We start from the raw sequence: 26,583 nt of genomic DNA on the forward strand, positions 1-26,583 counted from the left end.
GCGTTCACGCAAAGTGAGGGGACAACAATGAAACGCGGTCTGATGGCGCTCGCTGGCGCCCTTGCGATCCTGATGACGCAATCCGCCGGTGCGCAGACGCTGCGCTGGTCGGCTCCGGGAGACGCAGTCTCCTTCGACCCGAACGCCCAGCTCGACAGCTTCACCCAGAATATCCAGCTCATGGTCTACGACACGCTGGTGCGCCGCAACCGCAAGCTCGAGATCGAGCCGGGGCTGGCGACCTCCTGGCAGATCGTCGAGCCGACGCGCTGGCGCTTCAAGCTGCGCCCGGGCGTCAAGTTCCATGACGGCGAGCCCTTCACCGCCGACGACGTCGTCACCACGGTGATGCGCACGATCGATCCGGATTCCCGCAACAAGGGCAATCTCGCCACCGTCGTGAAGGCCGAGAAGGTCGACGACCTGACCGTCGACATCGTGCTGAGCGGCCCCTATCCGCTGCTGCTCAACGACCTCACCGGCATCTTCGTGATGAGCAAGTCCTGGCTCGAGAAGAACAATGCCATGAAGCCGGGCAACACCTCGACCGGCGTCACCACCTTCGCCTCGACCCATGCCAATGGCACCGGCCCGTTCAAGCTCGAGAGCTACGCCCCGGATTCCAAGACCGTGATGACGGCCAACGAAGGCTGGTGGGACAAGCCGGAGCACAATATCAAGCGCCTCGAGTTCCGCCCGATCAAGTCCGACGCGACCCGTGTCGCCGCGCTGCTGTCCGGCGAGATCGACATGATCTCCTCGCTGCCGCTGCAGGACGTGCCGCGCGTTTCCGGCACGCAGGGCTTCAAGGTGGTCGAGGACCCGTCGCTGCGCCTGATCTTCCTCGGCTTCAACTGGAAGCCGGAGCTCTATGCCGATCCCGGCAAGAAGAACCCGCTGCTCGACGTCAAGGTGCGCCAGGCGCTCTGGCATGCCGTCGATCTCGACGCCATCCAGAAGCGCATCATGCGCGGCAAGTCGCGCAATACCGGCACGATGGTGGCGCCGCCGGTGCCGGGCTATGTCGCCGATATCGACAAGCCGCTGGCCTACGATCCGGCCCTGTCGAAGAAGCTCCTGACCGAGGCCGGCTATCCGAACGGCTTCAAGACCGGCCTGACCTGCACCAATGACCGCTACATCGCCGACGAGCAGCTCTGCCTCGCCATCGCCGGCATGTGGACCAAGGCCGGCATCCAGGTCGACGTGAAGACCGAGAGCAAGGCAACCTATTTCCCGCGCCAGGACCGTGGCGAGCTCGATGTCTGGATGCTGGGCTGGGCGACGCTGCCGCAGATGGACGGCTTCAGCGTACTCTCGGGCATCTTCGCCTCGCGCAAGGACGGTTATGGCGGCTCCAATGCCGGCGGGATGGTCATCCCCGCGCTCGACGATCTCGCCCGCAAGACCGCGGTCGAGCTCGACGAGGGCAAGCGCCGCGCCCTGATGGGCGAGGCCTTCAGGATCGCCAAGGACCAGGCCCTCTTCATCCCGCTGCACCAGCAGCCGCTGGCCTGGGCGATGCGGAGCAATGTGGATATGCCGCAGTTCCCGGACGAATATGTTCGTCCCTGGTTCGCCAAAGTGAACTGAGGAGGTCGCGCCGTGATCGCCTCCATCGGTTCTCGCCTCGGACAGGCCGTCCTCGTCATGCTCGCCGTGACGGCCATCGCCTTCGTGATGTTCCGCTATGTCGGCGATCCCGTCGCGATGATGTCGCGCGAGGATGCAAGCCCCGCCGAGAAGGCGGAGTTGCGCGCCTCGCTCGGGCTCGACCGGCCTGCGATCGTCCAGTACGGCGACTTCCTCGGCCGCACGCTCAAGGGCGATCTCGGCATCTCCTTCCGCAACCAGCGCCCGGTGGTCGATCTGCTCGCCGAGCGCCTGCCGGCGACGCTGGAGCTGGTGATCGTGGCGACGCTGCTGTCGCTTTCGGTCGGAATCCCCATCGGGGTCTATTGTGCGCTCAAACCGGACGGGGCGCTGACGCGCGCCATCCAGACGATTTCGCTGGTCGGCATCTCGATGCCGACCTTCGTCACCGGCATCGGGCTGATCCTGATCTTCGCAGTGACATTACGCTGGCTGCCGTCCTTCGGGCGCGGCGACGTCGTGCAGATCGGCGGTTGGTCGACCGGCTTCCTGACCCGCTCGGGCTGGGCCTCGCTCATCCTGCCCTCGATCACGCTGGCGCTTTACCAGCTCACGCTGATCATGCGGCTGGTCCGCGCCGAGATGATCGACGTGCTCTCCTCCGACTATATCCGCTTCGCCAAGGCGCGGGGCCTGCCGTCGCGCTACATCAATTTCCGCCTGGCCCTGCGCAATGCGCTGATGCCGGTGGTGACCGTGACGGGCCTGCAGATCGGTTCGCTGATCGCTTTCGCCATCGTGACCGAGACGGTGTTCCAGTGGCCCGGCATGGGCCTGCTCTTCATCCAGGCCGTCAGCTTCGCCGACGTGCCGGTGATGGCCGCCTATCTGCTCTTCGTCGGCTTTCTCTTCGTCGTCATCAACATGATCGTCGACCTCACCTACACCCTGATCGATCCGCGCCTGAGGACGCGCCGCGCATGAGCCTCGCCGCCCCCAACCGGCCGGCCAAGCGCCGGCGCCGCCTGCAGATGCCGGTCTCGGTGATGATCGGGCTCGCCGTGGTCGTGCTGATGCTCGCCATCGCGCTGCTCGCGCCCTGGATCGCACCGACCGACCCGACCAATGTCGCGAGCTTCGACCTGATGAGCGCGGAGCTGCCGCCGGCCTTCATGCCCGATGGCGATCCCGCGCACTGGCTCGGCACCGACAACCAGGGCCGCGACCTGTTCTCGGCGATCCTCTACGGCATGCGTGTCTCGATCGCGATCGGCGGCGGCGCGGTGCTGGTCGCCGCGAGCATCGGCGTCGTGCTCGGCCTGCTCGCCGGCTATTTCGGCGGCTGGGTCGACATCGTCATCATGCGCGTCGGCGACGTCATCCTCAGCCTGCCCACCATCCTGCTGGCGCTGCTCGTCAGCGGCATTGCCCGCGCGATCTTCCCGGAGGCGGGAACGGCGCAATGGGCGCCGGTGATCCTGATCGGCGCCATCGCCATCCATGAATGGGTGCAATATGCCCGCACCGTGCGCGCAGCGACCATGGTCGAGGCCTCGAAGGACTATGTCCGCGCCGCGCGCGTCATCGGCCTGCCGTCGCTGCACATCATGGTTCGCCACATCCTGCCGAACGTGATGAGCCCGGTGATGGTGATCGCGACGATCAACCTCGCCGCCGCCGTTTTGACCGAGGCGACCCTGTCCTTCCTCGGCGTCGGCATGCCGCCGACCTATCCCTCGCTGGGCACGCTGATCCGCATCGGCAACGAATTCGTCTTCTCGGGCATCTGGTGGATCGCGGTCTTCCCGGCCGTCACGCTGGTCATCCTGGTGCTGGCGGTCAACGTGGTCGGCGACTGGCTGCGCGACCGCTTCAACCCGAAGCTGAAGGGGCGCTGATGAAACCCGCCGCCCTCTCCATCACCGACCTCACCGTCGATTATCCGCTCGCGGACGGCTCGGTCGTCACCGCCGTCAGCGGCGTGAACCTCACGGTCGCGCCCGGCGAGATCCATGCGCTGGTCGGCGAATCCGGCGCCGGCAAGACCACGATCGGCAATGCGCTGATGGGCCTGCTCCAGGCGCCCGGCCGCGTCGCCAAGGGCCGAATCGAGATCGGTGGCAAGCCGGTCGACATCCGCACGGGCCGAACCGACGGCATCGTGCAGGGCAAGGATGTCGGGGCGATCTTCCAGGATCCGATGACCTCGCTAAACCCGCTCTTCACGGTGGAGAGCCAGCTCGGCGAGACGATGCGGCACCATCTCGGCCTGAGCCGCGCCGAGGCGCGCCGGCGTTCGCTGGAATTGCTGCGTGCCGTCGGCATCCCCGAGCCCGAGCGGCGGCTGAAATCCTACCCGCACCAGCTCTCGGGCGGGCAGCGCCAGCGCGTGGTGATCGCCGCGGCCCTGTGCTGCGGCCCCAAGCTGATCATCGCCGACGAGCCGACCACCGCGCTCGACGTCTCCGTGCAGGCGCAGATCCTCAAGCTGATCCGCGGTCTCGCCGACGAGCGCGGCGTCGGCATCCTGCTGGTTACGCATAATATGGGCGTCGTCGCCGAGGTCGCGGACCGCGTCACCATCATGCTGAAGGGGCAGGTGGTCGAGAGCGGGCCGGTGGCTGAGGTGCTCGGCGCGCCGCAGCACGCTTACGCCAAGGCGCTGATCGGGGCCGTCCCGCGCGTAGACGTCAAGCTGCCGCGCCTGCCCGTGCCGGCGCAGGAGAGCCCCGGCACCGCCGCGGCGCGGGAGCAGGTCCGCGCCCGCATGGGCGGCGGCGAGGAGGCCAAGGCAGGCGTGCTTTCGGTCGACAATCTCGTGGTCGAATATGGTGCGCGGGGCGGATTCTTCGGAGGCTCGCGCGTCTTCCGCGCGGTGAAGGGTGTCTCCTTCACGGTCGAGCCCGGCGAGATCTTCGGCCTCGTCGGCGAATCCGGCTGCGGCAAGACGACCGTCGCCAACACCATCGCCGGTCTCGCCAAGCCGACCTCCGGCTCGGTCACGCTCGGCGGTTTGCCGATCGGTGCCAAGCGCGGCGGCGTGGCGCGCAAGGCCCTCCAGATGGTGTTCCAGGATCCGTATTCGGCGCTCAACCCGCGCCTGCGTGTGACCACCGCCATCGCCGAGCCGATCGCCTTCTATCACCTCGCCGCCACCAAGGCTGAAGCTGTGGAGGATGCGGCGCTCCTGCTGGAATCGGTCGGGCTGGACCGCGAGGCCGGGGCACGCTTCCCGCATGCCTTCTCGGGCGGCCAGCGCCAGCGTATCGCCATTGCGCGTGCTCTGGCGCCGCGGCCGCGCTTCCTCGTCTGCGACGAGCCGACCTCCTCGCTCGACGTCTCCGTGCAGGCACAGATCCTCAACCTGCTCAAGGACTTGCGCGATCTCGCGGGCCTGTCGATCCTCTTCATCAGCCACGACCTCGCCGTGGTCAGGCAGATGTGCGACCGCATCGCCGTGATGAAGAGCGGCGAGATCGTCGAGCAGGCGCCGACCGAGGAGCTGTTCGCCGCTCCGAGCCATCCCTATACGCGGGAGCTGCTCTCGCTCGTCCCCTCGCTCGACAAGATCGCGCGGGAGCCGGTCGCCGTCTGAAGGCAGCATATTCCGACGGCTGATGGCGCTGCCGGCGGGCAACTCCATCAGCCGTTGAACCGGGAGGCTTTCGGCGTTGGCCGGGCCACGAGACACGGACTGACGCGGATGTGTCCCGCTCAGTCGTCCTGCCGCAGGATCAGGTGATAAACCCGGCCCTTGAACAGCGGCATGATCGTGCCGAGTTCGCGGCGGACCTCCTGCCGGATATTGCTGGCGAGGGCGGCATGCATCGCCTCCAGGCTGTCGAAATACAGGTCGAAGGTCAGGTAGACCGGCGGCGCGCCTGCCTCCTGCTCGGCCTGCCAGCGCAGCTTGACGTCGCGGATACCGGGATAGCGGCGGATCGCCGGCAGCACGGTCTCGGTCATTTCGCGGTCGAAATGCGCCTTGTCGGCGACCGGAACTTCGCCTTCGAGCACGGCAGTGCGGATGATCATCGCGGTTTGTCCTTTTTCTCGGTTTCGGCGCGCAGCAGGCGGAGCACGCTGGTCTCTGTCGCGGCCAGATGCGCGTCCATGAGGCGGCAGGCCTTGTCGGCATCGCGGGCGAGAACCGCATCCATGATCGCGACATGCTCGCTGTTGACGTCGCGGACCTCGGCGCCGGCCTCATGGCGGCGGAGCAGGCGCAGCTTTCGATAGCGCTCGGAATGGTCGGCCAGCACCGACCAGAAGCGCAGCAGCCAGTCCGAACCGCAGGCGCTGACCAGCGCCTGGTGGAAGCGGCGGTGTTGCGCCTCCCAGAAGGCAGCCGCCTCGCGATCTTCTGGCGAGGCGGGCAGGGGCGCACGTGACAGCCTATGCATCGCTGCGACGATCTCGGCTTCCCATGCGGCATCCCCCCGTGCGATCGCCTTGGCGAGGCAGAGGCGTTCGATCTCCCGGCGCGTCGCCATCAGGTCGGCGAATTCATGTGGCGAGAGCTCGCTGACGCGCGAGCCGCGATGCGTCTCGGCCGCGACGAAGCCCTCCGAGGACAGACGCATCAGCGCTTCGCGGATCGGCGTCAGGCCCAGGCTGTAACGGTCCTGCAGATCGTTCGCCCTTAAGCGCTCGCCCGGCATCAGGTCGCCATGCAGGATCTCGCCGCGCAGCAGCTGATAGGCGCGCTCGGCCTGCGACCGGCTTTCCGCGAGAACCTCGGCCTCGGCACCTGCTCTCATCTGGATGTCCATATTTTATGTTGACAGATAGATTTTATAAAATCACCCTTGCCTTATAGCAAGGCGTTTCTCAGAGAAGGCGACGTGATGGCGCAACCCGGTCAAATCCATTGGGCGCTGGCGACGGTCGAGGCCGATGGCGCGGCGATCGCCTGTCTCGAGGTCGGCAAGGCTCTCTATCGGCTGGAGCCGTCATTGGCGCGCGTCGGCTGGGCCGGGCAGGGCGATGTCGCGACGCTGTTCTCCAATTGGGAGCGAGCTAGGTCCCTGCTGGCGGAGGCTGCCGGCAAGGTCGAGCCGAGCGACCGCGTCACGGCCTCGCGGCGGCTGGCTCCGATCCTCTATCCCGGCAAGATTCTCTGCGCCGGCGCCAATTATTTCGACCATCTCGCCGAGATGGGCATGCCCGGCGCCAAGAAGGAGGAGCAGCGGCTGTTCTTCTTCATGAAGCCGCCGCGCAATGCCGTGGTGGGAGAGGGCGCGACCGTGCGCATGCCGATCGGAACGGAGAAATTCGACTGGGAGATCGAGCTCGCCGTCGTGATCGGCAGGACGGCGCGCAATGTCCCGGTCGAGCGCGCGCTGGAGCATGTCGCCGGCTATACGGTCGCGATCGACTTCTCCGCCCGCGACCATAACCGCGCGCCGGAAACCTTCTACAAGCTCGACTGGGTGGCCGGTAAGGCGAACGACACCTGCTGCCCGCTCGGCCCGCGCTTCGTGCCGGCTTCCGCCATCGCGAACCCGCAGGATGTCGGGCTGAAGCTCTCGGTCAACGGCGCCCTCAAGCAGGATGGCCGTTCGACCGACATGATTTTCTCGATCGCCGAGCAGATCGCGACTGCCTCACGCATCATGACGCTCGATCCGGGCGATGTCCTGCTGACGGGGACGCCGGCCGGCGTCGGCGTGCCGAAGGGCACCTTCCTCGCCGTCGGCGACAAGGTCGATGCCGCGATCGAGGGCATCGGCACGCTCAGCGTCGTCATCCAGGAAGCCGCCTGAGATGGGCGCGCCCGTCGCCTTAGTGACCGGTGGCGCGTCCGGCATCGGGCGCGCGACCGTTCTGCGGCTCGTTGGCGACGGGTTTAGGGTCATCGCGGCCGACCGCGACGCCGGTAAGTTGAATGCGCTGGCTCATGACGCAACGGCAGGCAGCGTCGAGACCTGCGTACTCGACGTCTGCGATCGGCCGGCGGTGGCGGCGGCGATCGCGGCGCCGGACCGGCTCGACGCTCTGGTCTGCGTGGCGGGCATCTATCAGCCGCGCGCCTTCGACGCGATCAGCGACGCGGATTTCCGCGAGATGCTCGACGTGAATCTCATCGGCGTCTTCATCGCCGCGCAGGAGGCCGCCCGCCGCATGACGGCCGGCGCGCGGATCGTCACGGTTTCGTCGCGCGCGGCGATCGGCGGCACGAATTTCGCGCATTACGTCGCCTCGAAGGCAGGCGTTGTCGGGCTGACGCGAGCGATGGCCATGGAACTCCGGCCGCGCCAGATCGCGGTGAACTCCGTCGCGCCCGGATTCACCGACACGCCGATGACCCGCGCCATGCCCGCTGACCAATATGCCAGGGCGCAGGAATTGGAGCCGAGCGGCCAAGCCGCCGATCCGGCCGACATCGCCGGGGCGATCGCCTTCCTGGCCTCGCCTGCGACGCGCTTCATCACCGGCCAGACCCTGTTCGTCGATGGCGGTAAGTCATTGGGCGGATTGGGATTGTAAGCACTGCATCAGTCGACCGAGCCAAGAAAAAGGGGAATGGCGATGACGACACGCCGCGATATCATCAAGGGCGCATGGGCCGGGGCCATGCTGGGGTCGGCCGGACAGGTTCTGGCGCAGGCGCCGGTCCAGATCCGGGTCTCGACGGCGGCGCCGCCGACCGATTTCCTTGCCAAGGCGCTCGATGCGTTCAAGGCCGACATCGACGGCGCCTCGGCCGGCATTGCCATGAGCGTGCATACGGCCTCGACCCTGTTCAAGCAGGGCACGGAGGTTCAGGCCCTGCAGCGCGGCAATCTCGAAATGAGCACGATGACCACCTTCGAGGTGGCGCAGCAGATGCCCGAGCTCGGCTTCTTCAACCGAGGCTATCTGTTCAAGGACCATGCCCATCTGCGCCGCGTCTTCGACGGGCCGCTCGGCGAGGACTACCGCAAGGCCGTCGCCGAGAAGATGGGGATCGAGATCCTGGCGACGCATTATCTCGGCACGCGGCAGGTCTCGCTGCGCACGAAGCGGGCCGTGAAGGGGCCGGCCGATCTCGCCGGGGTCAAGCTGCGCATGCCGGCGGGGCCGGAATGGCTGTTGCTCGGCCGCACTTTGGGCGTGAGCCCGCTGCCGCTCGGCATGCCCGAGCTGTATCTCGCGCTCAAGACCGGCACGGTCGACGGGCAGGAGAACCCGCTCTCGATCTTCAATGCCGCCAAGCTCTACGAGGTCAGCGAGCAGGTCGTCCTGACCTCGCATATGCTTCAGCCGGTGTTCTTCGCCATCGCCAAGCCCGCCTGGGCGAAGCTCTCCGCCGCGCAGCAGACCTTGCTGCAGAACGCGGCCCGCAAGGCGGCGAAGGCCGGCGACGACGGGCGCCTTGCCGACGAGGCCAGCATCATCGGCGCGATCAAGCAGCGCGGGCTCAGCGTCGATACGATCGATCTGGCACCGTTCCGCGCGGCGGCCGACAAGGCTTATGTCGGTGATGCGGTGAAGGCCTGGGACATGGCTTGGCTCAAGCGCGTCGCCGAGGCCTGAGGCCGCCATGCAGACGGCCCCTGCCAAGACCGAGGAAGCCGGAACCTGGACCATGCGGCTGCGGCGCTTCGCGGCCCTGGTCCCGGCCCTGCTCTTCGCGCTGGTCTTCCTGATCTTCAACTACAAGATCATCACGCGCTATCTGGAGCATGACGAGGCGGCCTGGGCCGACGAGATTTCGGTGATCCTGTTCATCTGGATCATCTTCTGGGCCAACGCCTTCGTGGTGCGAGACCGCGAGCAGATCACCTTCGATCTCGCCTACCGTCCGCTCCCTGATCGCTGGAAACGGGTGGTGGCGCTGGCCCGGCTTGTCATCGTCGGCGGCATCTTCGCCGCCGCGCTGCCGGGCTCGCTCGACTACATCGCCTTTCTCTGGCGCGAGCGGACGCCCGTGCTGAACCTCAGGCTCGACATCATCTATTCCTGCTTCGGCCTGTTCCTGGTCGCGGTGGTGGTGCGCTCCGCGTGGCTGGCGTGGCGGCTCCTCGGCCCGCGCTGGCGCTCTTATCTCTGACGGAGACGACGGCTCATGTCCGACGGGCTTTGGATCCTTCTCGGCGTCTTCACGCTCGTCGCCGTGCTCGGCGCGCCGCTCGGCCTGTCGATGCTGGCGGCGGGCTTCGCCTATATGGTCGCGACGCATCAGGATGTCGGGCTTGTCGTCGACCAGACGATGAACGGGCTCTACAATTCCTATCTGCTGATCGCGGTGCCGCTGTTCATCTTCGTTGCCAATGTCATGCATGCGAGCGGGGTGATCGAGCGCTTGCTCAACTTCGGCTCGGCGATGGTCGGGCATCTGCCGGGCGGTCTGGCGCAGGTCAACGTCGTCTCCAACCTGATCTTCTCGGGGATGAGCGGTTCGGCCGTCGCCGATGCCTCAGGACCCGGTCTCGTGGTGGCGCGGATGATGACGCGGGAGGGCCGTTATCCGCGCGGCTTCGCAGCCGCGACCTCGGTGGTCTCGGCGACGCTCGGGCCGCTGATGCCGACCTCGATCCCGATGATCTTCTATGCGCTGATCGCCAATGCCTCGGTCGGCGCGATGTTCCTGGGCGGGCTCGTGCCGGCGGCCCTGATGGCGCTGGCGCTGATGAGCGTGATCGCGATCATCGCGCGCCGCCGCGGCTTCCCGCGCGAGGCCCGCGTGCCATGGTCGGCCATGCCGGCGATCTTCGGCCGGGCGCTGGCGCCGCTGGCCCTGCCGGTCATCCTGCTCGGGCTGATCTATTCCGGGGTGACCACGCCGACCGAAGCGGCAGCGATCGCGGCGAGCTATGCGCTGGTCCTCGCCTTCGTCGTCTACCGCACGCTGAAGCCAGCGCAACTGCTCGACGTGATGGGCGAGACCGTGAAGGCGACGGCGATGATCACGCTGATCATGAGCGGCGCCTTCGTCTTCAACTATGCCGTCGCCAACGAAGGCGTGCCACATCTGATCCAGGCGACGCTCCTGTCCTGGAAGCTGACGCCTACGCAGTTCCTGCTCATCGTCGACCTGCTGATGCTGTTTTTGGCGGTCGTGCTCGACGAGGTCACGATCCTCTTGGTGATCGTCCCGCTGATCGTACCCGTCGCCCAAGGGCTCGGCATCGACCTCGTGCATTTCGGCATCGTCGTGGTGCTGAACATGATGGTCGGGCTGACCTTGCCGCCGCACGGGCTGCTGCTGTTCGTGATGGCGGGCCTGACCGGCACGCCGCTCTCGGAGATCTTCCGCGAGGTACCGCCCTTCATCGTCGCGATGCTGGGCATCGTGCTGGCCGTGACCTTCTTCCCCGACCTGGCACTCTGGCTGCCGCGGATGGCGGGGATGATCCACAACTGAGGGCCACCGGGCTGCGCGGTCTCAGCGCCGGCGGCGAAGCGCGCGAGCCCCTGCTGGTAACGCGCCTGCGACGTCGGCAGGTCCACCGGAGGCACAGCTGTCCTCGCCTGAGCCGAAGACGTCTCGGAGATTGGAAACATCAGATTGAAGGGTTGATACATCAGTTGTTAGTCGCGATAGTGCGGCCGGACGACTTGCTCGCGGCCGGCACATCCTTCGCCGCAGCGGGAGGCGTCTGGTGTCGGCGCCGGAAAGCGGGCGCATGAGGAGCTTCGCGCATGTCTTTTGTCAGTCGCCGTGATCTCATGACAGCCACGGTCGTCGCCGCCCTGATCCCTGTGGCGGCTCCCGTCGTCTGGGCGCAGAAGCTGCCCAAGGTGGATTTCCTGTATTCGCCCTTCGCCGATTACGCGCCGTTCTTCGTCGCCAAGGAGCTCGGCTTCTTCAGGGATTACGGCGTCGAGGTCACGCTCTCACCCAAGGGCGGCACAGCCGAGACCATCCAGTTGCTCGCCTCCGGCAATGTCGAGGCCGGCGCCGCGACCTGGGGCGCGGGGCTCTTCAACGCGCTCGACCGCGGCGCGACCGTCGCGATCATCGCGACCTCGGCCCGGATGCCGTCGACGGTTCCCTCGCCGTCGCCCTTCATGGTCTCGCAGAAGGCCTGGGACGCCGGCATCCGCAGCGTCGCTGCCCTCAAGGGCAAGCGCGTCGGCATCCCCGGACCGAGCGGCTTCGGCATGTTCTCCGTCGCCAAGGCGCTGGAGAAGGGCGGCCTGACCGTCGAGGATGTCGAGGCGGTCTATCTCCCGCCGCCGGCGACCGCCGCGGCCTTCGCCAATGGCGGACTCGAGGCCGGCTGGAGCATCGAACCCTTCGCCGGACAGCTCGAGAAGCAGGGCCTCGGCCGCCGGCTGGTCGAGGATCACACCTTCGGCACCGAGCTCGGCCTGATCGCCTTCAACCAGGATTTCGTCGCCAAGAACGAGGACGCGGTGGTGCGCTTCATGGCGGGCTATCTCAAGGCCGCCCGCCTGCTCGACAAGGGCGGCTGGAAGGACGACAAGATCCTCGACATCGTCGCGAAATACACCGGAACCGAGCGCGATTCCCTGCGTGGGATCCCCTATACCGTCCGCTCCGAGGACGGGGCCATCGACATGGCCTCGGTGCGCGAGCAGGAGGAGTTCTTCCGCAAGCGCGGCGCACTCGAATACAAGGGCCAGGCCAAGATCGACGCGGTCTATCGCCGCGATCTGCTGAAGCGCGCGAACGAGCTCGTCGCGAGCAAGCCGTGATGGCGGCGGTGATCGAATTCGCGCGGCCCGCCTCGGCGGAAGCGGCGCAGCCCGCCATCGAGGTCAGCCACCTGACCAAGGCGTTCTACGACGCCGAAGGCGACCGTGTGACCGTCGCCGTCTCCGATGTCAGCTTCTCGGTGAAGCGCGGCGAGTTCGTCTGCATCGTCGGCCCGAGCGGCTGCGGCAAGACCACGGTGCTGCGCATCCTGGCCGATCTCGAACGGAAGCTCAGCGGCACGGTGACGCTGCACAGCAAGACCCCGCCGGCCATGGTCTTCCAGGAAGCCTCCGTCCTGCCCTGGCTCACCGTGTCGGAGAATATCGCCTTTCCGCTGAGCCTGAAGGGCGTGTCCCGCGCCGAGCAAGACAAGCGGGTCGGCGAATTGCTGGCGCTGACCGGCCTCACCGATTTCGCCAAGGCCCGGCCGCATCAGCTTTCCGGCGGCATGAAGCAGCGCGTCTCGGTGGCGCGCGCGCTCGTCGACGACCGCGATATCCTCCTGATGGACGAGCCCTTCGGCGCGCTCGACGAGCAGACCCGTCTCGTCCTGCAGCAGGAATTGCTCCGCATCTGGGAGAGGACCGGCAAGACCGTCGTCTTCATCACCCATAGCGTCGACGAGGCGCTGACCCTGGCCGACCGCGTGCTGGTCATGTCGCCGCGCCCGGGCACGCTCGTCGCCGATCTCGACGTGCCGTTCGAGCGGCCGCGGGACGTCGTCGAGATGCGGCGCGACAAGCGCTTCTGGGACCTGACCTACGAGGTCTGGCGCCTGCTGGCCGCACCGGGGAGGGCATGAGATGAGCGTCGCCCCCGTGACCTTGACGGAAGACGAACTGCGCCGGCTCAAGGCGCCGGCCCGGCGCGAGCGGCTGGTCCGGCTCGCCTCCTATTTCAGCCCACTCTTGCTGTTGCTACTCTGGGAATTGTCGAGCCAGCTCAACCTCATCGACCGGCGCTTCTTCCCGGCGCCGAGCGCGATCGCTGAGACCGCCTGGCGCATGGTGCTGAGCTTCGAATTGTTCGACCATATCGGCGCGACACTGCGCCGCGTCGGGGTCGGCTACGCCATGGGCGCCGTGCCCGGCATCGTCATGGGGCTCATCCTCGGCCTGTCGCGGCCAACGCGCCGGGTGCTCGGGCCGATCTTCTCGGCGCTCTATCCCGTGCCGAAGATCGCCATCCTGCCGCTGATCCTGCTGATCTTCGGCGTGGGCGACGCCTCGAAATTCGTGGTCATCGCGATCGGCGTGTTCTTCCTCATGCTCTACAACACCATGAGCGGGGTGATGCAGACGCCGCAGATCTACATGGACGTCGCCAAGAATGCCGGCGCGAGCCGCTTCCAGACCTTCCGGCGCATCGCCTTTCCGGCCGCTTTGCCGAGCATCTTCACGGGTCTGAAGCTCGCCGCCGGCTCCTCTTATATCATCATCGCGGCGGCCGAGTTTTTGGGCGCGCGCAGCGGCGTCGGCTTCTTCATCTGGGCGTCCTGGCAGACCTTCGCGGTCTCGCGGATGTTCGTCGGCATCGTCGTGATCTCGGCCATGGGCTACCTCACCATCCTCGCGCTGGAGGCACTGGAGCGGCGCTTCGTGCCCTGGGCGAAGCACTGACGGCGGCGGAGGCGCAAACCGCATGAGCCTTGACAACAGCCCGGCCGCCGCCGCACAGGCCCCGGTTTCCGAGCGCATCTATGCCGCGCTCCGGCAGGAGATCATGCGCTGCGAGATCGCACCGGGGACGACGCTCGACGCGGCCGCCATCGCCCGCCGCTATGACGTCTCGAAGACGCCTGTGCGTGACGCCATGCAGAAGCTCGCCGCCGACGGGCTGATCGCGATCCTGCCGCGCAGCGGCTATCGCGTCGCCCCGATCACCTTTCAGGCGGTGCACGAAATCCTCGACCTGCGCGCCGCGATCGGCCCGCACGCCGCCCGGCAGGCCGCCCGCTACGCCACGCCGGCCGATATCGCCGAATTGCGGGCGATCGTCAGGGAATATGCCGCGCCGCTCGATGTCGGCGCCATGCAGCAGGTGGCGCGGCGCTTCCATGTCGCCATTGCCCGCTGCAGCCGCAACAAGCGCGTCATCGCCCTCTCGGAAAACCTGTTCGACGAGCTCGAACGCCTGCTGCGCTTCGCCATCGACTTCTCCGTGAAGGCCGGCGAGCATTCCGACGAGCATACCGCGCTGGTCGATGCGATCGAGGCCGGCGACGGCGAGCGCGCCGCCGCGATCGAGACCGCCCATATCCGGCACGCCCGCGAGTTCCTGATCGAGCGGTTGATGACGCTGGGCTATCTCTCGGAGAGCGAGATCCGGCTCGGCAGCCCCAAGCGGAGCATGCTGGCATGATCGCTGTCCCTGAAGCAGTCGCGCGGCTTTCGGCCGCGCTTGGCGGCAGCAAGGCCGCGCAGCTTGCGGCAGCAGCCCTGGTCGAGGCCGATGCGCTCGGCCTGCCGCGCTTCGGCATCGCCATGCTCGACGAATGGGCCGCCGACGCGGTGCAACCCGCAATGGGAGAGCCGCAGGCCGTCCGCTGGCTCGATTGCTCCTCCTCGTTCGCGCCGCTCGCCGTTGCTGCCGCCACGCTCGATCTGGCGGCAGCCGCCCGGCAATGCGGCGTGGCCGCCATCTTCCTGCGCGGCGTCAGGGGCTTCGGCCGGCTGGCGCCCTTCGTTCGCCATCTCGCCGATGCCGGGCTCGTCGGCCTCGCCGGCGCCGAAGGGCCGCCCTTCGTCGCGCCGCATGGTGGCACGCAGGCCGTCATCGGCACCAATCCCCTCGCCATCGCAATGGGGCAGGGCAGCGAGCGCGTGGTCATCGATGTCGCCAGCAGTAGCGCCACCATGGCCGATATCCGTACCGCTCGCGCCACGGGGAAGGCGTTGCCGGACGGGATCGCTCTGGATGCTGACGGACAGCCCACCAGCATCGCCGCCGAAGTCGCGGCGCTGCTGCCGCGCGACGGCCAGATCGGCTCGCTGCTGGGGCTCGTCGTCGAGCTCTTGGCCGGAATCGCCGGCGGTGGCCGTGGCGATCCGAAAGGGCGCGGCGTCTTCCTCCTCGCCTTCGATCCGGCCGCGGCCGGAGAGCGCGTCGACTGGCAAGGCAAGCTGGCCGGCCTGAAGAATGATTGGACGACCGGCGGCGGTCACTGGCCGCGCGGCGGCGGCTTGCCGGCCGAAGCCGTGCTGGATGCCGCATTTGCTGAGCGCCTCGACGCCTATCTCGCCCGCATGACGGGCCGAGGAGATTGATGATAACGACAAGTCCCGTTCTTTCGGTCACGCCGTCCGACGGCCTGATCGACGAGCCGCGCCGCATCACCGTCACCGGCCTCGCGCCCGACGAGCTCGTCGCCATCTCTGCCCGGACGCTACGCTCGCGCGGCGTCCTCTGGGACAGTCAGGCGACCTACATGGCCGACGCGCAAGGCGTGGTCGACCTGACGCGCGATGCACCGGTCGGCGGCGATTATGCCGAGGTCTCGGCCATGGGTCTGCTTTGGAGTCAGCATCCGGCTGGCGGGACGAGCCAGGAACTCTTCGCCGACGACGTCATGCAACCGCTCGTGACGGCGCTGGTGGCGGAGACCGCCGACGGCATCCGCGTCGAGACGGAGCTCCTCCAGCACTTCGCCGCGCCGGGTGTGACGCGCCGGGAGATCCGGGAGGAGGGGTTGGTCGGCACGCTGTTCACGCCGGCCGGGCCGGGCCCGCATCCGGTCGTGGTGGTGCTCAACGGCTCGGGCGGCGGCATCAATGAGCCGCGCGGCGCGCTCTATGCCTCCCATGGCTATCAGGCCTTCGCGCTCGGCTATTTCAAGGCGCCGGGCCTCTCGTCCTTCATCACCGAAACCCCGCTCGAATATCTGGAGACGGGTCTGCGCTGGGCGCACCGGGAGCTTCAGCCGCGCGACGGCTTCGTCGCCGTCGCCGGCCAGTCGCGTGGCGGCGAGCTCTCGCTGCTGCTGGGCGCGACCTATCCCGATCTGGTCTCGGCCGTGATCGCCTATGTGCCCGGCGCCATGGTCCATGGCGCGCAGGGCGCGGGCGATCCCGCGCGCGGCGGCTGGCAGGGCGTGACCTGGACGAAGGACGGTGCCCCGCTGCCGCATCTCTGGCAGCAGAACCAAGCGGTGCATTGGCACCCCTGGGCCGGCGATGCCCCGCCCACTCGGCACCATTCCGTCTTCTTCGAAGGGCTGAAGGATCGGGCCCTGGTGGCGCAGGCGCGCATCCCGGTCGAGCAGATCGCTGGCCCGGTGCTGCTGGTCTCCGGTCGCGACGACCGCGCCTGGCCCTCCAGCCTCTATTCCCGGATGGTGGTCTCGACATTGGCCCGGCACGGCCATCCGCATCTCGTCCGCCATCTCGATTTCGACGATGCCGGCCACGCCATCAACCTGCCCTTCGTGCCGACGACGCAGTTGAGCCGCGAGCACCCGGTCTCGAAGGTGCCCTACACCAGCGGCGGCACGCCCTCCGGCAATGCCGGGGCCGATGACGGTTCCTGGCGCGGCGTCCTCGCCTTCCTGGCCGAGATCACCCGGCACTGATCCGGCCCGCCCATGCCCTGATGCGCAAGCAGACAACCGCTTTTGAAAGGAAGACGGACATGCCCACGAACGAGCACCTGGCGGGCCAGTGGCGCGAATGGCGCTATGCCCATGTCGCCACGATGTTCCGTCCCTATGGCTGGACCGCGCTCGTCGCGCAGTACTGGCTGGAGGAGAGTGACACGAACGTCACGTTCGACCTGCTGCCCGGCTCCTGGTCGGTCGAGAACGGCCGGGTCATCTTCACCCCGCCGGCCTCGGGGCCGACCCTGTCGGTAAACGGCGAATATCCCACGGGGCCGGTCGAGATCATTCCGGGCCGCAACCAGACTTATGGCCACGGCAACAGCGTGCCGGTCTATTTCGGGGAGAACGAGGTCGAGGCCATCGAGCGCACAAAGCATGACGGGCTCAAGCTCTTCGGCGTCCGCGTGCGTGATCCGCGCCAGGCGACCCGCCTGGAGGATGCCGGCGTCACCGCCTTCGACTACGATCCCGCCTGGCGCATCCGCGGCCATTACACGCCGGCCGAGCGCGTCGCCTTCGAGGCCGAGACGGTGGAGGCCGGCGTTCGCGAGAACACGCCGCGCATGGGCACCTTCACCTTCGCCCACAACGGCAAGAGCTACACCGTCGTGCTCATCGGCAAGGATACGCCGAAGGGTGTGCAGCCGGTCGCCCATGTCCGCGACCTGACCAGCGGTCCCGTCACCTACGGCGCCGGTCGCGTCATCGAGTTGCAGTTCGCCGATGAAGCCTGCACCCGCATCGACTGGATCGATTTCAACTATGCGGTGGCGCTGCCCTGCGCCTTCACCAATTTCGTCACCTGCCCGCTGGTGCCGCCCGAGAACCATCTCGATTTCGAGGTGCTGGCCGGTGAGAAGCGCCCTGCGCAGGGCGTCGTCAGGACGATGACCTATCAGCCCAAGGCGGATAACGCGGCCTGAGCCGGGCAGGGGCGGGACGCGCTTCGCAAGTCATGCTCCCGGACGAAGCGGGTTTCGCTTCGTCCGGGAAGGATCGTAAGACTGAGCTTAGGCCTCGCAGGGGATGGGGCTGCGGCTCTTGCCGAGCCAGACCAGTCCGAGGCCTGCCGCGGCGAGCAGGCCGCCGGCTACTGGCACCGCGGCATAGCCGAGGCCGAGGCTGATCACGCCGCCGCCGACGGCCGCGCCGAGCGCATTGCCGAGATTGAAGGCGCCGACATTGATCGAGGAGGCAAGGCCCGGCGCCTCGCTGGCCGCTTCCATCACCCGCATCTGCACCGGCGGCACGATCGCGAAGGCGGCAGCGCCCCAGGCGAGCAGGCCGATCGCGGCGCCGAGATGGCTGGTCAGCAGCAGCGGCAGCGCCAGCATGATCACGGCGAGCGCGGCCAGGAAGATCTTCGTCGCACCGTCGAGCGACCAGTCGGCCAGCCGGCCGCCAAGCCCGTTGCCCAGCGTAAAGCCGACGCCGATCAGGACGAGCGCGAGCGTGACGAAACCATCCGAGCCACCGGTGATCTCCGCCAGGGCCGGGGCGACATAGGTGTAGAGCGTGAACATGGCGCCGGCGCCCATCACCGTCGTCGCCATGGCGAGCAGCACGGCCGGATGCGTGAGAACGCCGAGCTCGCGCTTCACGTCCGGCATCTTGCCGGGTTTGCCCTTGGGCAGCGCCAGCCAGAGGGCGGCGATGGCGGCAAGCCCGAGCATCGCGGTGCCGGCGAAGGCCATGCGCCAGCCGATCTGCTGGCCGATCCAGGTTGCGGCCGGCACGCCGCCGATATTGGCGATCGTCAGCCCCATGAACATCGCAGCGACCGCGCTCGCCTGCTTGTCGCGCGGCACGACGCTGGCGGCAACGATGGAGCCGAGGCCGAAGAAGGCGCCGTGATTGAGGCTGGTGACGAGGCGTGCCAGCAGCAGCGTCGTATAGCCGGGCGAGAGCGCCGAGAGCAGGTTGCCGATTGTGAAGATCGCCATCAGCAGTATCAGCGCTGTGCGCTTGCCGAAGCGGCTGAAGGCCAGCGTCATGATCGGCGCGCCGACCATGACGCCGATCGCATAGGCGCTGACCAGCAGGCCGGCGGTCGGGATCGATACGCCGACGCCGTCGGCGATGACGGGGAGGAGCCCCATCGGGGAGAATTCGGTCGTGCCGATGCCGAAGGCGCCGATGGCGAGCGCCAGCAGCGCCCAGCGGGCATGGGAGGAGGTTTCGGCCGTCCCGGCCGTCAAAGCCTTGGTGTTCATGACGACGTTGTCCTTTTAGCATCGGACCGAAAAGTGGAATCCACTTTTCGGAAGAATCCGATGCGATACCAATGGGATAGATCATCGTGCGTCCGGTCGGGCGCGCGATGATCTAGGCTTCCGGATATCTCAGGCGTCCCAGGCGGGGGCGAGACCGGGAGGATTGACGAGGCGCCCGTCGGGACGGGCGAGCGTGCCGATCGCCGCCATATCGGTGTCGCTCAGCGTGAAATCGAAGATCGCGGCGTTCTCGGCCACGCGTTCGGGCTTGGCCGTCTTCGACAGTGCGACAAAACCCTGCTGGACCAGCCAGCGCAGCGCGACCTGCGCGGCGCTCTTGCCATAGGGCGCGCCGATCTTCTTCAGGACGGGATCGCCCGGCACCGCGCCGTCGGCCATGCCGTAATAGGCGGTGATCGCGACGCCAGCCGCCTTGGCGGCAGCGGCGACGGCGCGCTGGTCGAGATAAGGGTGGACCTCGATCTGGTTGGTGACGATCGGGGCCGGGCTCAGCGCGATCGATTCCCTCATCTGCGCGATGTTCTGGTTGCTCACGCCGATGAAGCGCGTCTTGCCGGCGTCTTTCACGGCATTCAGCATCGCGATCTGCTCGGCGATCGCGACCTTGTCGGCCGGCCAGTGCAGCAGGAGCAGATCGACCTGGTCGACCTTCAGCTTTTCGAGGCTCTCATCGACGGAGGCGGCGAACTTTCCGGGGTTGTAATTGTCGACCCAGACCTTGGTGGTCAGGAACAGGTCGTTGCGGCGGGCTCCTGCCTTCTGCAGGGCGCGTCCGAGCGCGGCCTCGTTGCCGTAGATCTGGGCGGTATCGAAATGGCGCAGGCCCGCTTCGAGAGCGGCGGGAACGACGCGCTCGACCTCGGCCTCCGTCATCCGGAACACGCCGAAGCCGAGGGCGGGAATCTCTGCGCCATGGGCCTTGATCGTCTGCATCCTGCTCTCCTGCGGTCTCCGGTGAACGGCATGGCCGGTTCTCCGGTGCATCGGCGACCTGTCCGATACGGCTTTCGGTTCGATGTGTCGGGAAATAGGCCGCAGGCCCCGGCTTGATAATTGGCCCGCCATCCACTTTATCTGTGAAACAATTTCACGAGTGGGGTGGCGCATGGACAACCGGGTCGGCGAGATGCAGGTGTTCCAGCGCGTGGTCGAGAGCGGCAGCTTCTCGGAAGCCGCGCGCCTTCTCCTGATGACGCCCTCGACGGTGAGCAAGCTGATTGGCCGGATCGAGGCCCGCCTTGGCGTGCGCCTGCTCGAACGCTCGACGCGGCGGCTCTCGCTGACGGCGGAGGGGCAGGTCTTCTACGAACGCAGCCTCGCCTTGCTGGTGGAGCTCGACGAGATCGAGCGGGGCTTGTCGCAAGGCGCGGCGAGCGCGGACGGCACGATCCGCGTCAACGCCTCCGTCCCGATCGGCACCCTGGCGCTGGAGCCCCTGCTGCCGGCGTTCTGGGCGGAGCATCCGCGGATCGTGGTGGATCTCTCGCTCTCCGACGAGATCGTCGATCTCTATCTCGACCGGACCGATGTCGCGTTCCGTGTCGGGCCTTTGCCGGATTCCAGCATGATGGCGCGCCGGATCGGCGTGGCCCGGCGCAAGATCGTCGCAGCCCCGGCCTATCTTGAACGGCACGGCGTGCCGAAGACGGTCGACGATCTCGCGGCGCATAACTGCCTGGGCTTCAACTTCCGCCGCTCCGCGCCGGTCTGGCCATTCAGGGAGAGCGGCCGCATCGTCGACCGCGCGGTCCATGGCTCGCTGCTCGCCAATAACGGCGAGACCGTGCGCCGCATGGCCGTCGCCGGCATCGGGCTTGCTCGCCTCGGCGACTATCATGCTCGCGAGGACATCGCCGCTGGCCGTCTGGTCGAGGTGTTGTCGGATGTCGTCGAGAGCGACCGGGAGGATGTTCACGCCGTCTATCTCGGCGGGCCGCGCCTGCCGCACCGGGTCAGGCTCTTCCTCGACTTCGTCTGCCCCCGGCTCGCCGCGTTCCTGGCGGGGTGAGGGGAGGCGGAACGCTGCGACGGCGGGCTCGCTGCGAGGCCACCCTTCCCGAACGCGCCGGAATGGCCCAAGAATGCCGATCATGGGCGGCAGGCAAAATTTAGTGCCTGCCGCACTTGCAGATATTTTAAGCTTGAAACATTATGATCTGCGCGAGCCGTAAGAATCCAAGGGAACGGGGCCGCGCTTCACATTCGTCCGGGAGAGCATCGATGACGGCATTCAGGTTCGGTCTGGCACTCGGTTGCGGCGCGCTGGCTCTGTCCATCGCCTCCGCGCAGGCGCAGGAGCCGATCAAGATCGGCGTGGTCAGCGTGCTGACTGGCCCGGCTGCCTCGCTCGGCCAGCAGGTCCGCGACGGCTTCCAGCTCGCGGTCGACAAGAACGGCGGCAAGCTCGGCGGCGTGCCGGTCAAGATCACGGTGATCGACGACGAACTGAAGCCCGACGTTGCGGTCGAGCGCGTGCGCTCGTTCGTCGAGAGCGAGAAGCCGACCTTCGTCGTCGGTCCGGTCTTCTCGAACATTCTCGGCGCCATCGCCAAGCCGGTGCTCGATTCCGGCGCCTTCCTGATCAGCCCGAATGCCGGCCCTTCGACCATGGCCGGCAAGGCTTGCAACAAGAACTTCTTCGTCACCTCCTACCAGAACGATCAGGTGCACGAGGTCCTCGGCAAATACGCGCAAGACCAGAACTACAAACGCGCCTATATCATCGCGCCGAACTACCAGGCGGGTAAGGACTCGCTCGCCGGCTTCAAGCGCTACTTCAAGGGCGAGATCGTCGACGAGGTCTATGCGCCGCTGAACGCGATGGATTTCTCGGCGGATCTCGCCAAGATCGCCTCTTCCAAGCCCGATGTCGTCTTCGCCTTCCTGCCGGGCGGGCTCGGCGTCAACTTCGTCAAGCAGTGGTCGCAGGCTGGCCTGCAGGGCAAGATCCCGTTTCTCTCCGCCTTCACGGTCGATGAATCGACCCTGCCGGCGCAGCAGGACGCCGCGGTCGGCCTCTATGGCGGCATGACCTGGGCGCCCAACATGGACAACCCGCAGACGAAGGACTTCGTCAAAGCCTATGAGGCGGCCTACAAGATCGTGCCCGGCTCCTATGCCCAGCAGTCCTATGACGCGGCCATGCTGATCGATTCCGCCGTGAAGGCGGCGGGCGGCGCCGGCAATCCCGACAAGCTGCGCGAGGCGATCAAGAAGGCCGATTTCACCTCGCTGCGCGGCAAGTTCAAGTTCAACACCAACGGCTATCCGATTCAGGACTTCTATCTGGTCAAGGTCGCGAAGCGCGCCGACGGCAAGTTCCAGACCGAGATCGCCCAGAAGGTGTTTTCGGACTACGCCGATCCGCACGCCAAGGATTGCGCGCTGAAGTGAGGTAAAGTGTCAGGCGTCTCTGACGCCAGCCATCCCGCCGTCATGGTCGGGCCTGTCCCGGCCATCCACGTCTTCGCTGGTCGAAGGCCGTGTTCAAGACGTGGATGCTCGCCACAAGGGCGAGCATGACGGGTTTAAGCGATTGCCCTTCGTAGAGACGGCAATGGCCCCGTGCCCTGAGTGAACAGGCGACAGCACCTTCCATGACCCTCAGCCTCCTGATCGTCCAGCTTCTGAACGGCCTCCAGTTCGGCGTCCTGCTGTTCCTGGTCGCGGCCGGGCTGACGCTGGTCTTCGGTGTGATGGACTTCATCAACCTCGCCCATGGCGTCCAGTACATGCTGGGCGCCTATCTCGCCGTGACCTTCGTCAGTCTGACCGGCTCCTTCCTGCTGGGCTTGGTGCTCGCGCTGGCCGCCGCCCTGCTGCTGGGGCTCGCACTCGAATTCCTGGTCTTCCGGCATCTTTACGAACGCGACCATCTCGACCAGGTGCTGGCAACTTTCGGGTTGATCCTGCTGCTCAACCAGGCTGTGAAGATGATCTGGGGCGCGGCACCGCTTTCGGTGCCGGTGCCGGAATTCCTCTCCGGCAATGTCCGGCTGATGGACGGCATCCTCTACCCGGTCTACCGCTTCGCCTTGATCGCGGCAGGCTTGAGCGTCGGCGCGCTGCTCTGGTTCGTAGTCGAGAAGACCCGCACCGGCATGCTGCTCCGGGCAGGTGCCTCGAACGCGCCGATGGTCTCGGCGCTCGGCGTCGACATCCGCAAGCTGTTCATGATCGTCTTCGCCTTCGGCACCATGCTCGCGGGCTTCGCCGGGGCGATGGCGGCGCCGATCCTCTCGGTCGAGCCCGGCATGGGCGACACGGTGCTGATCCTCGCCTTCGTCGTCATCGTCGTTGGCGGCATCGGCTCGATCCGCGGCGCCTTCGTCGGCGCGCTGATCGTCGGCCTTGTCGATACGCTCGGCCGCTCCTCGATGAACGACCTGCTCCGGCTGTTCATGGCGCCGGCCTCGGCCCGTGCGACCGGCGCGGCGCTCTCCTCGATGCTGATCTACCTCGTCATGGCGGCGGTGCTGTTCGTCCGGCCGGAAGGCCTGCTGCCGGCCAAGGGGCGCTCGTGAGCATGGCGAGCATCTCCTCGAATTCCGCGACGACGGCGGCGCGACCGGTCGCCCCGACGGTGCGCCGGCTGGCCCCGCTCGCCATCTTCGCCCTGCTCGCCCTCCTGCCGCTGGCATCTACGCTCGGCCTGCCAGGACATTGGCTGACGCTGGTAACGCGGGCGATGATCTTCGCGATCGCGGCACTCTCGCTCGATCTCGTCCTCGGCATCGGCGGGCTGATCTCCTTCGGCCACGCCGCCTATATCGGCATCGGCGCCTATGGCGCCGGCATCCTGATCACCGAGGGCCAGACCGAACTTCTGGTGGCGCTGCCGGTCATCCTGCTCGCCTGCGCCGTCTTCGCCGCGATCACCGGCTACGTCTCGCTGCGCACCCGCGGCGTCGCCTTCATCATGATCACGCTGGCCTTTGGACAGATGGCCTTCTATTTCGCCCAGGCGCTTTCGGCCTATGGCGGCGATGACGGCCTGACGCTCTACGAGAAGAGCACGCTGCTCGGGCGCGAGATCTTCGGCAACCGCACCGGATTCTACTATATCGCGCTCGGCACGCTGGCGGCCTGCTACTGGCTGGCGCAGCGGCTCGTCGCCTCGCGCTTTGGCCGCGTGCTCAGGGCGGCCCGCGAAAATGCCGTGCGTGTCACCGTCACCGGCTACGACGTCAACCATGTCCGGCTCGGTGCCTATGTGATCAGCGGCATGATGGGGGGCCTATCCGGCTTCCTGCTCGCCAACCAGACCGATTTCGTCAGCCCGGCCTATATGTCCTGGCCGCGCTCGGGCGAACTGATCTTCATGGTCGTGCTCGGCGGCGTCGGCTCGCTCTATGGCGCGATCCTCGGCGCGCTCGCCTTCCTCGTCACCGAGGACGTGCTCTCCAGCCTGACGCAGAACTGGAAGGTCATCTTCGGCCCGCTGATCGTGCTCTTCGTGCTGTTCACCCGTGGCGGCATCGCAGGGCTCGCCAACAAGCTGAGGGGCCGCCGCGATGTCTGAACCGGCGCTCGCGCTCAAAGGCCTCGCCAAGTCGTTCGGCGCGCTCAAGGTCACCAACGGGGTCGATCTCACCATCGCGCCCGGTGAGCTCCACGCCCTGATCGGCCCCAACGGCGCCGGCAAGACGACGCTGGTCCATCAGATTTCCGGAACGCTGAAGCCGGATTCCGGCGCGATCCTGTTCAGCGGGCAGGACATCACCCGCCTGCCGCCACAGGCGCGGGCGCGCGCAGGGCTCGCCCGCACCTTCCAGATCACCTCGACGCTTCCCTCGCTCTCGGCGCTGGAGAATGTCGCGTTCGGCGTGCAGGCTCATAGCGCCCATCCGCTCTCGCTCTTCCGCGACGCGGCCAGCGACGGGGCGCTCAATGGACCGGCCTGGGAAGCACTCGAAGCGGTCGGCCTCGCTGAACGCGCTCATGCTCCGGCCGGCAGCCTCTCGCATGGCGAGAAGCGCGCGCTGGAAATCGCGATGGCGTTGACCTTGCAGCCCAAGCTCATCCTGCTCGACGAGCCTTTGGCCGGCGTCGGCCACGAGGAGGGTGAGCGCCTGATCGCGCTTCTGAACAGTCTCAAGGGCCGCTTCGCCATGCTGCTGGTCGAGCACGACATGAGTGCCGTCTTCGCGCTGGCCGACCGCGTCACCGTGCTGGTCTATGGCGGCGTCATTGCCTCGGGCGAGCCGTCGGCGGTCAGGGCCGATCCGGCGGTGCGGCAGGCCTATCTCGGCGAGGAGGGCTAGCGATGCTTAGCGTCGAAGGGCTCGATGCCGGCTATGGCGAAGCGCAGATCCTGTTCGGGGTCGATCTCGCTGTGGGTGAAGGCGAGGTCGTGACCCTGCTCGGCCGCAATGGCATGGGCAAGACCACCACTGTCCGCAGCATCATGGGCCTGCTGCCGGCCCGCGCCGGGAAGATCGCTTTCGGCGGGCGCGACCTGACCGGCGCCGCGCCCTTCCGCATCGCGCAGGCCGGCATCGGCCTTGTTCCGGAAGGCCGCCAGATCTTCCCGACGCTCTCGGTCGAGGAAAACCTGATCGCGACCGCGGCCGACCGTTCCGGCAAGAAGCGCTGGGATCTCGGGCGGATCTACGCCTTCTTCCCGCGTCTCAAGGAAAGGCGGGAGAACCGCGGCAATCAGCTTTCCGGCGGCGAGCAGCAGATGCTGGCGATAGGCCGGGCGCTGATGACCAATCCCAAGCTGATCATCCTCGACGAGGCGACGGAGGGGCTCGCCCCCCTGATCCGCGAGGAAATCTGGAATTGCCTGACGGCCCTGAAGGCGGAAGGTGAATCGATCCTCGTCATCGACAAGAATGTCGACGCTCTGGTCCGCATCGCCGACCGCCATGTCGTGCTGGAGAAGGGCCGCGTCGTCTGGCGCGGCTCCAGCGCCGAACTGCGCAGCGACTGCGCCGTGAAGGATCGCTTCCTGCATTTCTAGCCGATCACGCCACCGCCATCCGGCCCGCGCGCCGGCAGATGAGGAGAGCCAAGACCATGAACCCGCTGACTGCCGGCGTGACGCGCGCCAATGAAGGCCTTGACGGTATTTCCTGGAACATCCTCGGCCAGACCTATGTGCCGAAGACGCTGACCGAGGAAAGCTTCTCCTGGCACGCGACCCTGCCGCCCGGCACCTTCGTCCCGCCGCATATCCACACCACGCAGGACGAGTTCATCTACATGCTGGAAGGCCGCCTCGACCTGCTGGTCGACGGCAAGGAGAGCTTCGCCACCGCCGGCGACCTGATCAAGCTGCCGCGCAATATCCCGCACGGGCTGTTCAACAAGGGCGATTCCACGGTGAAATGCCTGTTCTGGGTCTCGCCGACGTCGCGGCTCTACGACCTGTTCTGGGGCCTGCATTCCATGGCCGAGCAGAAGCCTGCCGACGTCGTCGCGCTCTCGGCCAAGCACGAGGTCGACTTCCTGCCGCCTCCGCCTGACGCGGGGTGAGGGCGAGGCGCTCCCACGACTGCTTGCGGAACCAG

The 26,583-nt window shown here is 67.1% G+C and carries 27 protein-coding genes; 23 read left to right on the forward strand and 4 right to left on the reverse strand.

Annotation, left to right across the window (positions count from 1 at the left end):
• The first annotated feature begins 27 nt into the window (after nt 1-27).
• The 4 genes from Q0Q36_RS09185 to Q0Q36_RS09200 are packed head-to-tail and all read left to right on the forward strand — an operon-like array spanning nt 28 to nt 5,188.
• The gene (locus tag Q0Q36_RS09185; protein ID WP_293797544.1) at nt 28-1,593 is read left to right on the forward strand and encodes an ABC transporter substrate-binding protein; all 1,566 of its coding nucleotides are present in this window, start codon (nt 28-30) and stop codon (nt 1,591-1,593) included.
• Nucleotides 1,594-1,605: 12 nt separating this feature from the next.
• On the forward strand, nt 1,606-2,577 hold the full coding sequence (locus tag Q0Q36_RS09190) for an ABC transporter permease (protein WP_293797546.1): 972 nt from the start codon (nt 1,606-1,608) through the stop codon (nt 2,575-2,577).
• On the forward strand, nt 2,574-3,491 hold the full coding sequence (locus Q0Q36_RS09195; RefSeq protein ID WP_293797547.1) for an ABC transporter permease: 918 nt from the start codon (nt 2,574-2,576) through the stop codon (nt 3,489-3,491). The genes Q0Q36_RS09190 and Q0Q36_RS09195 overlap by 4 nt, the downstream gene beginning before the upstream one ends.
• The gene (locus Q0Q36_RS09200) at nt 3,491-5,188 is read left to right on the forward strand and encodes an ABC transporter ATP-binding protein (protein WP_293797548.1); all 1,698 of its coding nucleotides are present in this window, start codon (nt 3,491-3,493) and stop codon (nt 5,186-5,188) included. The genes Q0Q36_RS09195 and Q0Q36_RS09200 overlap by 1 nt, the downstream gene beginning before the upstream one ends.
• A gap of 119 nt (nt 5,189-5,307) precedes the next feature.
• Here Q0Q36_RS09200 and Q0Q36_RS09205 read toward each other — a convergent pair whose 3' ends face one another.
• Together Q0Q36_RS09205 and Q0Q36_RS09210 are read right to left on the reverse strand one after the other, a co-directional pair.
• Complete coding sequence (locus Q0Q36_RS09205; RefSeq protein ID WP_293797550.1) at nt 5,308-5,628, reverse strand: EthD family reductase; 321 nt, start codon at nt 5,626-5,628, stop codon at nt 5,308-5,310.
• The gene (locus Q0Q36_RS09210) at nt 5,625-6,353 is read right to left on the reverse strand and encodes a GntR family transcriptional regulator (RefSeq protein ID WP_293797553.1); all 729 of its coding nucleotides are present in this window, start codon (nt 6,351-6,353) and stop codon (nt 5,625-5,627) included. The genes Q0Q36_RS09205 and Q0Q36_RS09210 overlap by 4 nt, the downstream gene beginning before the upstream one ends.
• A gap of 87 nt (nt 6,354-6,440) precedes the next feature.
• On the opposite strand from Q0Q36_RS09210, the gene Q0Q36_RS09215 reads away from it, so the two are divergent.
• The 12 genes from Q0Q36_RS09215 to Q0Q36_RS09270 all read left to right on the forward strand — a co-directional run bounded on the left by Q0Q36_RS09215 (nt 6,441) and on the right by Q0Q36_RS09270 (nt 17,758).
• Nucleotides 6,441-7,358, forward strand: a complete 918-nt coding sequence (locus Q0Q36_RS09215) for a fumarylacetoacetate hydrolase family protein (protein WP_293797555.1) — start codon at nt 6,441-6,443, stop codon at nt 7,356-7,358.
• A 1-nt stretch (nt 7,359) separates the two neighbouring features.
• Nucleotides 7,360-8,082, forward strand: a complete 723-nt coding sequence (locus Q0Q36_RS09220) for an SDR family NAD(P)-dependent oxidoreductase (RefSeq protein WP_293797558.1) — start codon at nt 7,360-7,362, stop codon at nt 8,080-8,082.
• Between the two features lie 42 nt (nt 8,083-8,124).
• A complete protein-coding gene (gene dctP, locus Q0Q36_RS09225; protein WP_293797560.1) occupies nt 8,125-9,111 on the forward strand; it encodes a TRAP transporter substrate-binding protein DctP in 987 nt (328 codons plus the stop codon).
• 7 nt (nt 9,112-9,118) lie between these two features.
• On the forward strand, nt 9,119-9,628 hold the full coding sequence (locus Q0Q36_RS09230; RefSeq protein WP_293797562.1) for a TRAP transporter small permease: 510 nt from the start codon (nt 9,119-9,121) through the stop codon (nt 9,626-9,628).
• Between the two features lie 15 nt (nt 9,629-9,643).
• Nucleotides 9,644-10,942 carry a TRAP transporter large permease gene (locus tag Q0Q36_RS09235; RefSeq protein ID WP_293797564.1) on the forward strand — a complete coding sequence of 433 codons (1,299 nt, stop codon included), beginning with the start codon at nt 9,644-9,646 and terminating at the stop codon, nt 10,940-10,942.
• Nucleotides 10,943-11,220: 278 nt separating this feature from the next.
• Nucleotides 11,221-12,240 (forward strand): ABC transporter substrate-binding protein, encoded by a 1,020-nt coding sequence (locus Q0Q36_RS09240; RefSeq protein ID WP_293797566.1) that lies wholly within the window; start codon nt 11,221-11,223, stop codon nt 12,238-12,240.
• Nucleotides 12,240-13,043, forward strand: a complete 804-nt coding sequence (locus Q0Q36_RS09245; RefSeq protein WP_293797569.1) for an ABC transporter ATP-binding protein — start codon at nt 12,240-12,242, stop codon at nt 13,041-13,043. Before Q0Q36_RS09240 ends, Q0Q36_RS09245 begins: the two co-directional genes overlap by 1 nt.
• A gap of 1 nt (nt 13,044) precedes the next feature.
• On the forward strand, nt 13,045-13,860 hold the full coding sequence (locus tag Q0Q36_RS09250) for an ABC transporter permease (protein ID WP_293797571.1): 816 nt from the start codon (nt 13,045-13,047) through the stop codon (nt 13,858-13,860).
• A gap of 22 nt (nt 13,861-13,882) precedes the next feature.
• A complete protein-coding gene (locus Q0Q36_RS09255; RefSeq protein WP_293797573.1) occupies nt 13,883-14,602 on the forward strand; it encodes a GntR family transcriptional regulator in 720 nt (239 codons plus the stop codon).
• Nucleotides 14,599-15,507, forward strand: a complete 909-nt coding sequence (locus Q0Q36_RS09260) for an Ldh family oxidoreductase (RefSeq protein WP_293797575.1) — start codon at nt 14,599-14,601, stop codon at nt 15,505-15,507. The genes Q0Q36_RS09255 and Q0Q36_RS09260 overlap by 4 nt, the downstream gene beginning before the upstream one ends.
• Nucleotides 15,507-16,808, forward strand: a complete 1,302-nt coding sequence (locus Q0Q36_RS09265; RefSeq protein WP_293797577.1) for an acyl-CoA thioester hydrolase/BAAT C-terminal domain-containing protein — start codon at nt 15,507-15,509, stop codon at nt 16,806-16,808. The genes Q0Q36_RS09260 and Q0Q36_RS09265 overlap by 1 nt, the downstream gene beginning before the upstream one ends.
• Nucleotides 16,809-16,867: 59 nt before the next feature.
• Nucleotides 16,868-17,758 carry a DUF1684 domain-containing protein gene (locus tag Q0Q36_RS09270; protein WP_293797579.1) on the forward strand — a complete coding sequence of 297 codons (891 nt, stop codon included), beginning with the start codon at nt 16,868-16,870 and terminating at the stop codon, nt 17,756-17,758.
• Between the two features lie 87 nt (nt 17,759-17,845).
• Here Q0Q36_RS09270 and Q0Q36_RS09275 read toward each other — a convergent pair whose 3' ends face one another.
• Complete coding sequence (locus Q0Q36_RS09275; protein WP_293797581.1) at nt 17,846-19,048, reverse strand: MFS transporter; 1,203 nt, start codon at nt 19,046-19,048, stop codon at nt 17,846-17,848.
• Between the two features lie 129 nt (nt 19,049-19,177).
• Nucleotides 19,178-20,002, reverse strand: coding sequence for an aldo/keto reductase (locus Q0Q36_RS09280; RefSeq protein WP_293797584.1), 825 nt, complete (start codon nt 20,000-20,002; stop codon nt 19,178-19,180).
• A 172-nt stretch (nt 20,003-20,174) separates the two neighbouring features.
• Here Q0Q36_RS09280 and Q0Q36_RS09285 point away from each other — a divergent pair, with 172 nt between their 5' ends.
• The 7 genes from Q0Q36_RS09285 to Q0Q36_RS09315 all read left to right on the forward strand — a co-directional run bounded on the left by Q0Q36_RS09285 (nt 20,175) and on the right by Q0Q36_RS09315 (nt 26,548).
• The gene (locus tag Q0Q36_RS09285) at nt 20,175-21,077 is read left to right on the forward strand and encodes a LysR family transcriptional regulator (protein ID WP_293797586.1); all 903 of its coding nucleotides are present in this window, start codon (nt 20,175-20,177) and stop codon (nt 21,075-21,077) included.
• 212 nt (nt 21,078-21,289) lie between these two features.
• Nucleotides 21,290-22,462 carry an ABC transporter substrate-binding protein gene (locus Q0Q36_RS09290; RefSeq protein ID WP_293797588.1) on the forward strand — a complete coding sequence of 391 codons (1,173 nt, stop codon included), beginning with the start codon at nt 21,290-21,292 and terminating at the stop codon, nt 22,460-22,462.
• A gap of 203 nt (nt 22,463-22,665) precedes the next feature.
• Complete coding sequence (locus Q0Q36_RS09295) at nt 22,666-23,592, forward strand: branched-chain amino acid ABC transporter permease (protein WP_293797590.1); 927 nt, start codon at nt 22,666-22,668, stop codon at nt 23,590-23,592.
• Nucleotides 23,593-23,594: 2 nt separating this feature from the next.
• Nucleotides 23,595-24,590 carry a branched-chain amino acid ABC transporter permease gene (locus Q0Q36_RS09300; RefSeq protein WP_293797592.1) on the forward strand — a complete coding sequence of 332 codons (996 nt, stop codon included), beginning with the start codon at nt 23,595-23,597 and terminating at the stop codon, nt 24,588-24,590.
• Nucleotides 24,583-25,332: an ABC transporter ATP-binding protein gene (locus Q0Q36_RS09305; protein WP_293797594.1), complete on the forward strand. Its 750-nt coding sequence runs from the start codon at nt 24,583-24,585 to the stop codon at nt 25,330-25,332. Before Q0Q36_RS09300 ends, Q0Q36_RS09305 begins: the two co-directional genes overlap by 8 nt.
• Before the next feature lie 2 nt (nt 25,333-25,334).
• Nucleotides 25,335-26,033, forward strand: coding sequence for an ABC transporter ATP-binding protein (locus tag Q0Q36_RS09310; protein WP_293797596.1), 699 nt, complete (start codon nt 25,335-25,337; stop codon nt 26,031-26,033).
• A gap of 56 nt (nt 26,034-26,089) precedes the next feature.
• Nucleotides 26,090-26,548, forward strand: coding sequence for a cupin domain-containing protein (locus Q0Q36_RS09315; protein WP_293797598.1), 459 nt, complete (start codon nt 26,090-26,092; stop codon nt 26,546-26,548).
• Nucleotides 26,549-26,583: the final 35 nt, after the last annotated feature.

This window comes from uncultured Allobosea sp., from assembly GCF_945957345.1.
Classification (GTDB): Bacteria; Pseudomonadota; Alphaproteobacteria; order Rhizobiales; family Beijerinckiaceae; genus Allobosea.

Bases quoted from the DNA above. Each gene is read 5' to 3' on its own strand.
- Q0Q36_RS09185 (WP_293797544.1), top strand. From the start codon at position 28: ATGAAACGCGGTCTGATGGCGCTCGCTGGCGCCCTTGCGATCCTGATG.
- Q0Q36_RS09195 (WP_293797547.1), top strand. From the start codon at position 2,574: ATGAGCCTCGCCGCCCCCAACCGGCCGGCCAAGCGCCGGCGCCGCCTG.
- Q0Q36_RS09200 (WP_293797548.1), top strand. From the start codon at position 3,491: ATGAAACCCGCCGCCCTCTCCATCACCGACCTCACCGTCGATTATCCG.
- Q0Q36_RS09205 (WP_293797550.1), bottom strand. From the start codon at position 5,628: ATGATCATCCGCACTGCCGTGCTCGAAGGCGAAGTTCCGGTCGCCGAC.
- Q0Q36_RS09210 (WP_293797553.1), bottom strand. From the start codon at position 6,353: ATGAGAGCAGGTGCCGAGGCCGAGGTTCTCGCGGAAAGCCGGTCGCAG.
- Q0Q36_RS09215 (WP_293797555.1), top strand. From the start codon at position 6,441: ATGGCGCAACCCGGTCAAATCCATTGGGCGCTGGCGACGGTCGAGGCC.
- Q0Q36_RS09220 (WP_293797558.1), top strand. From the start codon at position 7,360: ATGGGCGCGCCCGTCGCCTTAGTGACCGGTGGCGCGTCCGGCATCGGG.
- dctP (WP_293797560.1), top strand. From the start codon at position 8,125: ATGACGACACGCCGCGATATCATCAAGGGCGCATGGGCCGGGGCCATG.
- Q0Q36_RS09230 (WP_293797562.1), top strand. From the start codon at position 9,119: ATGCAGACGGCCCCTGCCAAGACCGAGGAAGCCGGAACCTGGACCATG.
- Q0Q36_RS09235 (WP_293797564.1), top strand. From the start codon at position 9,644: ATGTCCGACGGGCTTTGGATCCTTCTCGGCGTCTTCACGCTCGTCGCC.
- Q0Q36_RS09240 (WP_293797566.1), top strand. From the start codon at position 11,221: ATGTCTTTTGTCAGTCGCCGTGATCTCATGACAGCCACGGTCGTCGCC.
- Q0Q36_RS09245 (WP_293797569.1), top strand. From the start codon at position 12,240: ATGGCGGCGGTGATCGAATTCGCGCGGCCCGCCTCGGCGGAAGCGGCG.
- Q0Q36_RS09250 (WP_293797571.1), top strand. From the start codon at position 13,045: ATGAGCGTCGCCCCCGTGACCTTGACGGAAGACGAACTGCGCCGGCTC.
- Q0Q36_RS09255 (WP_293797573.1), top strand. From the start codon at position 13,883: ATGAGCCTTGACAACAGCCCGGCCGCCGCCGCACAGGCCCCGGTTTCC.
- Q0Q36_RS09260 (WP_293797575.1), top strand. From the start codon at position 14,599: ATGATCGCTGTCCCTGAAGCAGTCGCGCGGCTTTCGGCCGCGCTTGGC.
- Q0Q36_RS09265 (WP_293797577.1), top strand. From the start codon at position 15,507: ATGATAACGACAAGTCCCGTTCTTTCGGTCACGCCGTCCGACGGCCTG.
- Q0Q36_RS09270 (WP_293797579.1), top strand. From the start codon at position 16,868: ATGCCCACGAACGAGCACCTGGCGGGCCAGTGGCGCGAATGGCGCTAT.
- Q0Q36_RS09275 (WP_293797581.1), bottom strand. From the start codon at position 19,048: ATGAACACCAAGGCTTTGACGGCCGGGACGGCCGAAACCTCCTCCCAT.
- Q0Q36_RS09280 (WP_293797584.1), bottom strand. From the start codon at position 20,002: ATGCAGACGATCAAGGCCCATGGCGCAGAGATTCCCGCCCTCGGCTTC.
- Q0Q36_RS09285 (WP_293797586.1), top strand. From the start codon at position 20,175: ATGGACAACCGGGTCGGCGAGATGCAGGTGTTCCAGCGCGTGGTCGAG.
- Q0Q36_RS09290 (WP_293797588.1), top strand. From the start codon at position 21,290: ATGACGGCATTCAGGTTCGGTCTGGCACTCGGTTGCGGCGCGCTGGCT.
- Q0Q36_RS09295 (WP_293797590.1), top strand. From the start codon at position 22,666: ATGACCCTCAGCCTCCTGATCGTCCAGCTTCTGAACGGCCTCCAGTTC.
- Q0Q36_RS09300 (WP_293797592.1), top strand. From the start codon at position 23,595: ATGGCGAGCATCTCCTCGAATTCCGCGACGACGGCGGCGCGACCGGTC.
- Q0Q36_RS09305 (WP_293797594.1), top strand. From the start codon at position 24,583: ATGTCTGAACCGGCGCTCGCGCTCAAAGGCCTCGCCAAGTCGTTCGGC.
- Q0Q36_RS09310 (WP_293797596.1), top strand. From the start codon at position 25,335: ATGCTTAGCGTCGAAGGGCTCGATGCCGGCTATGGCGAAGCGCAGATC.
- Q0Q36_RS09315 (WP_293797598.1), top strand. From the start codon at position 26,090: ATGAACCCGCTGACTGCCGGCGTGACGCGCGCCAATGAAGGCCTTGAC.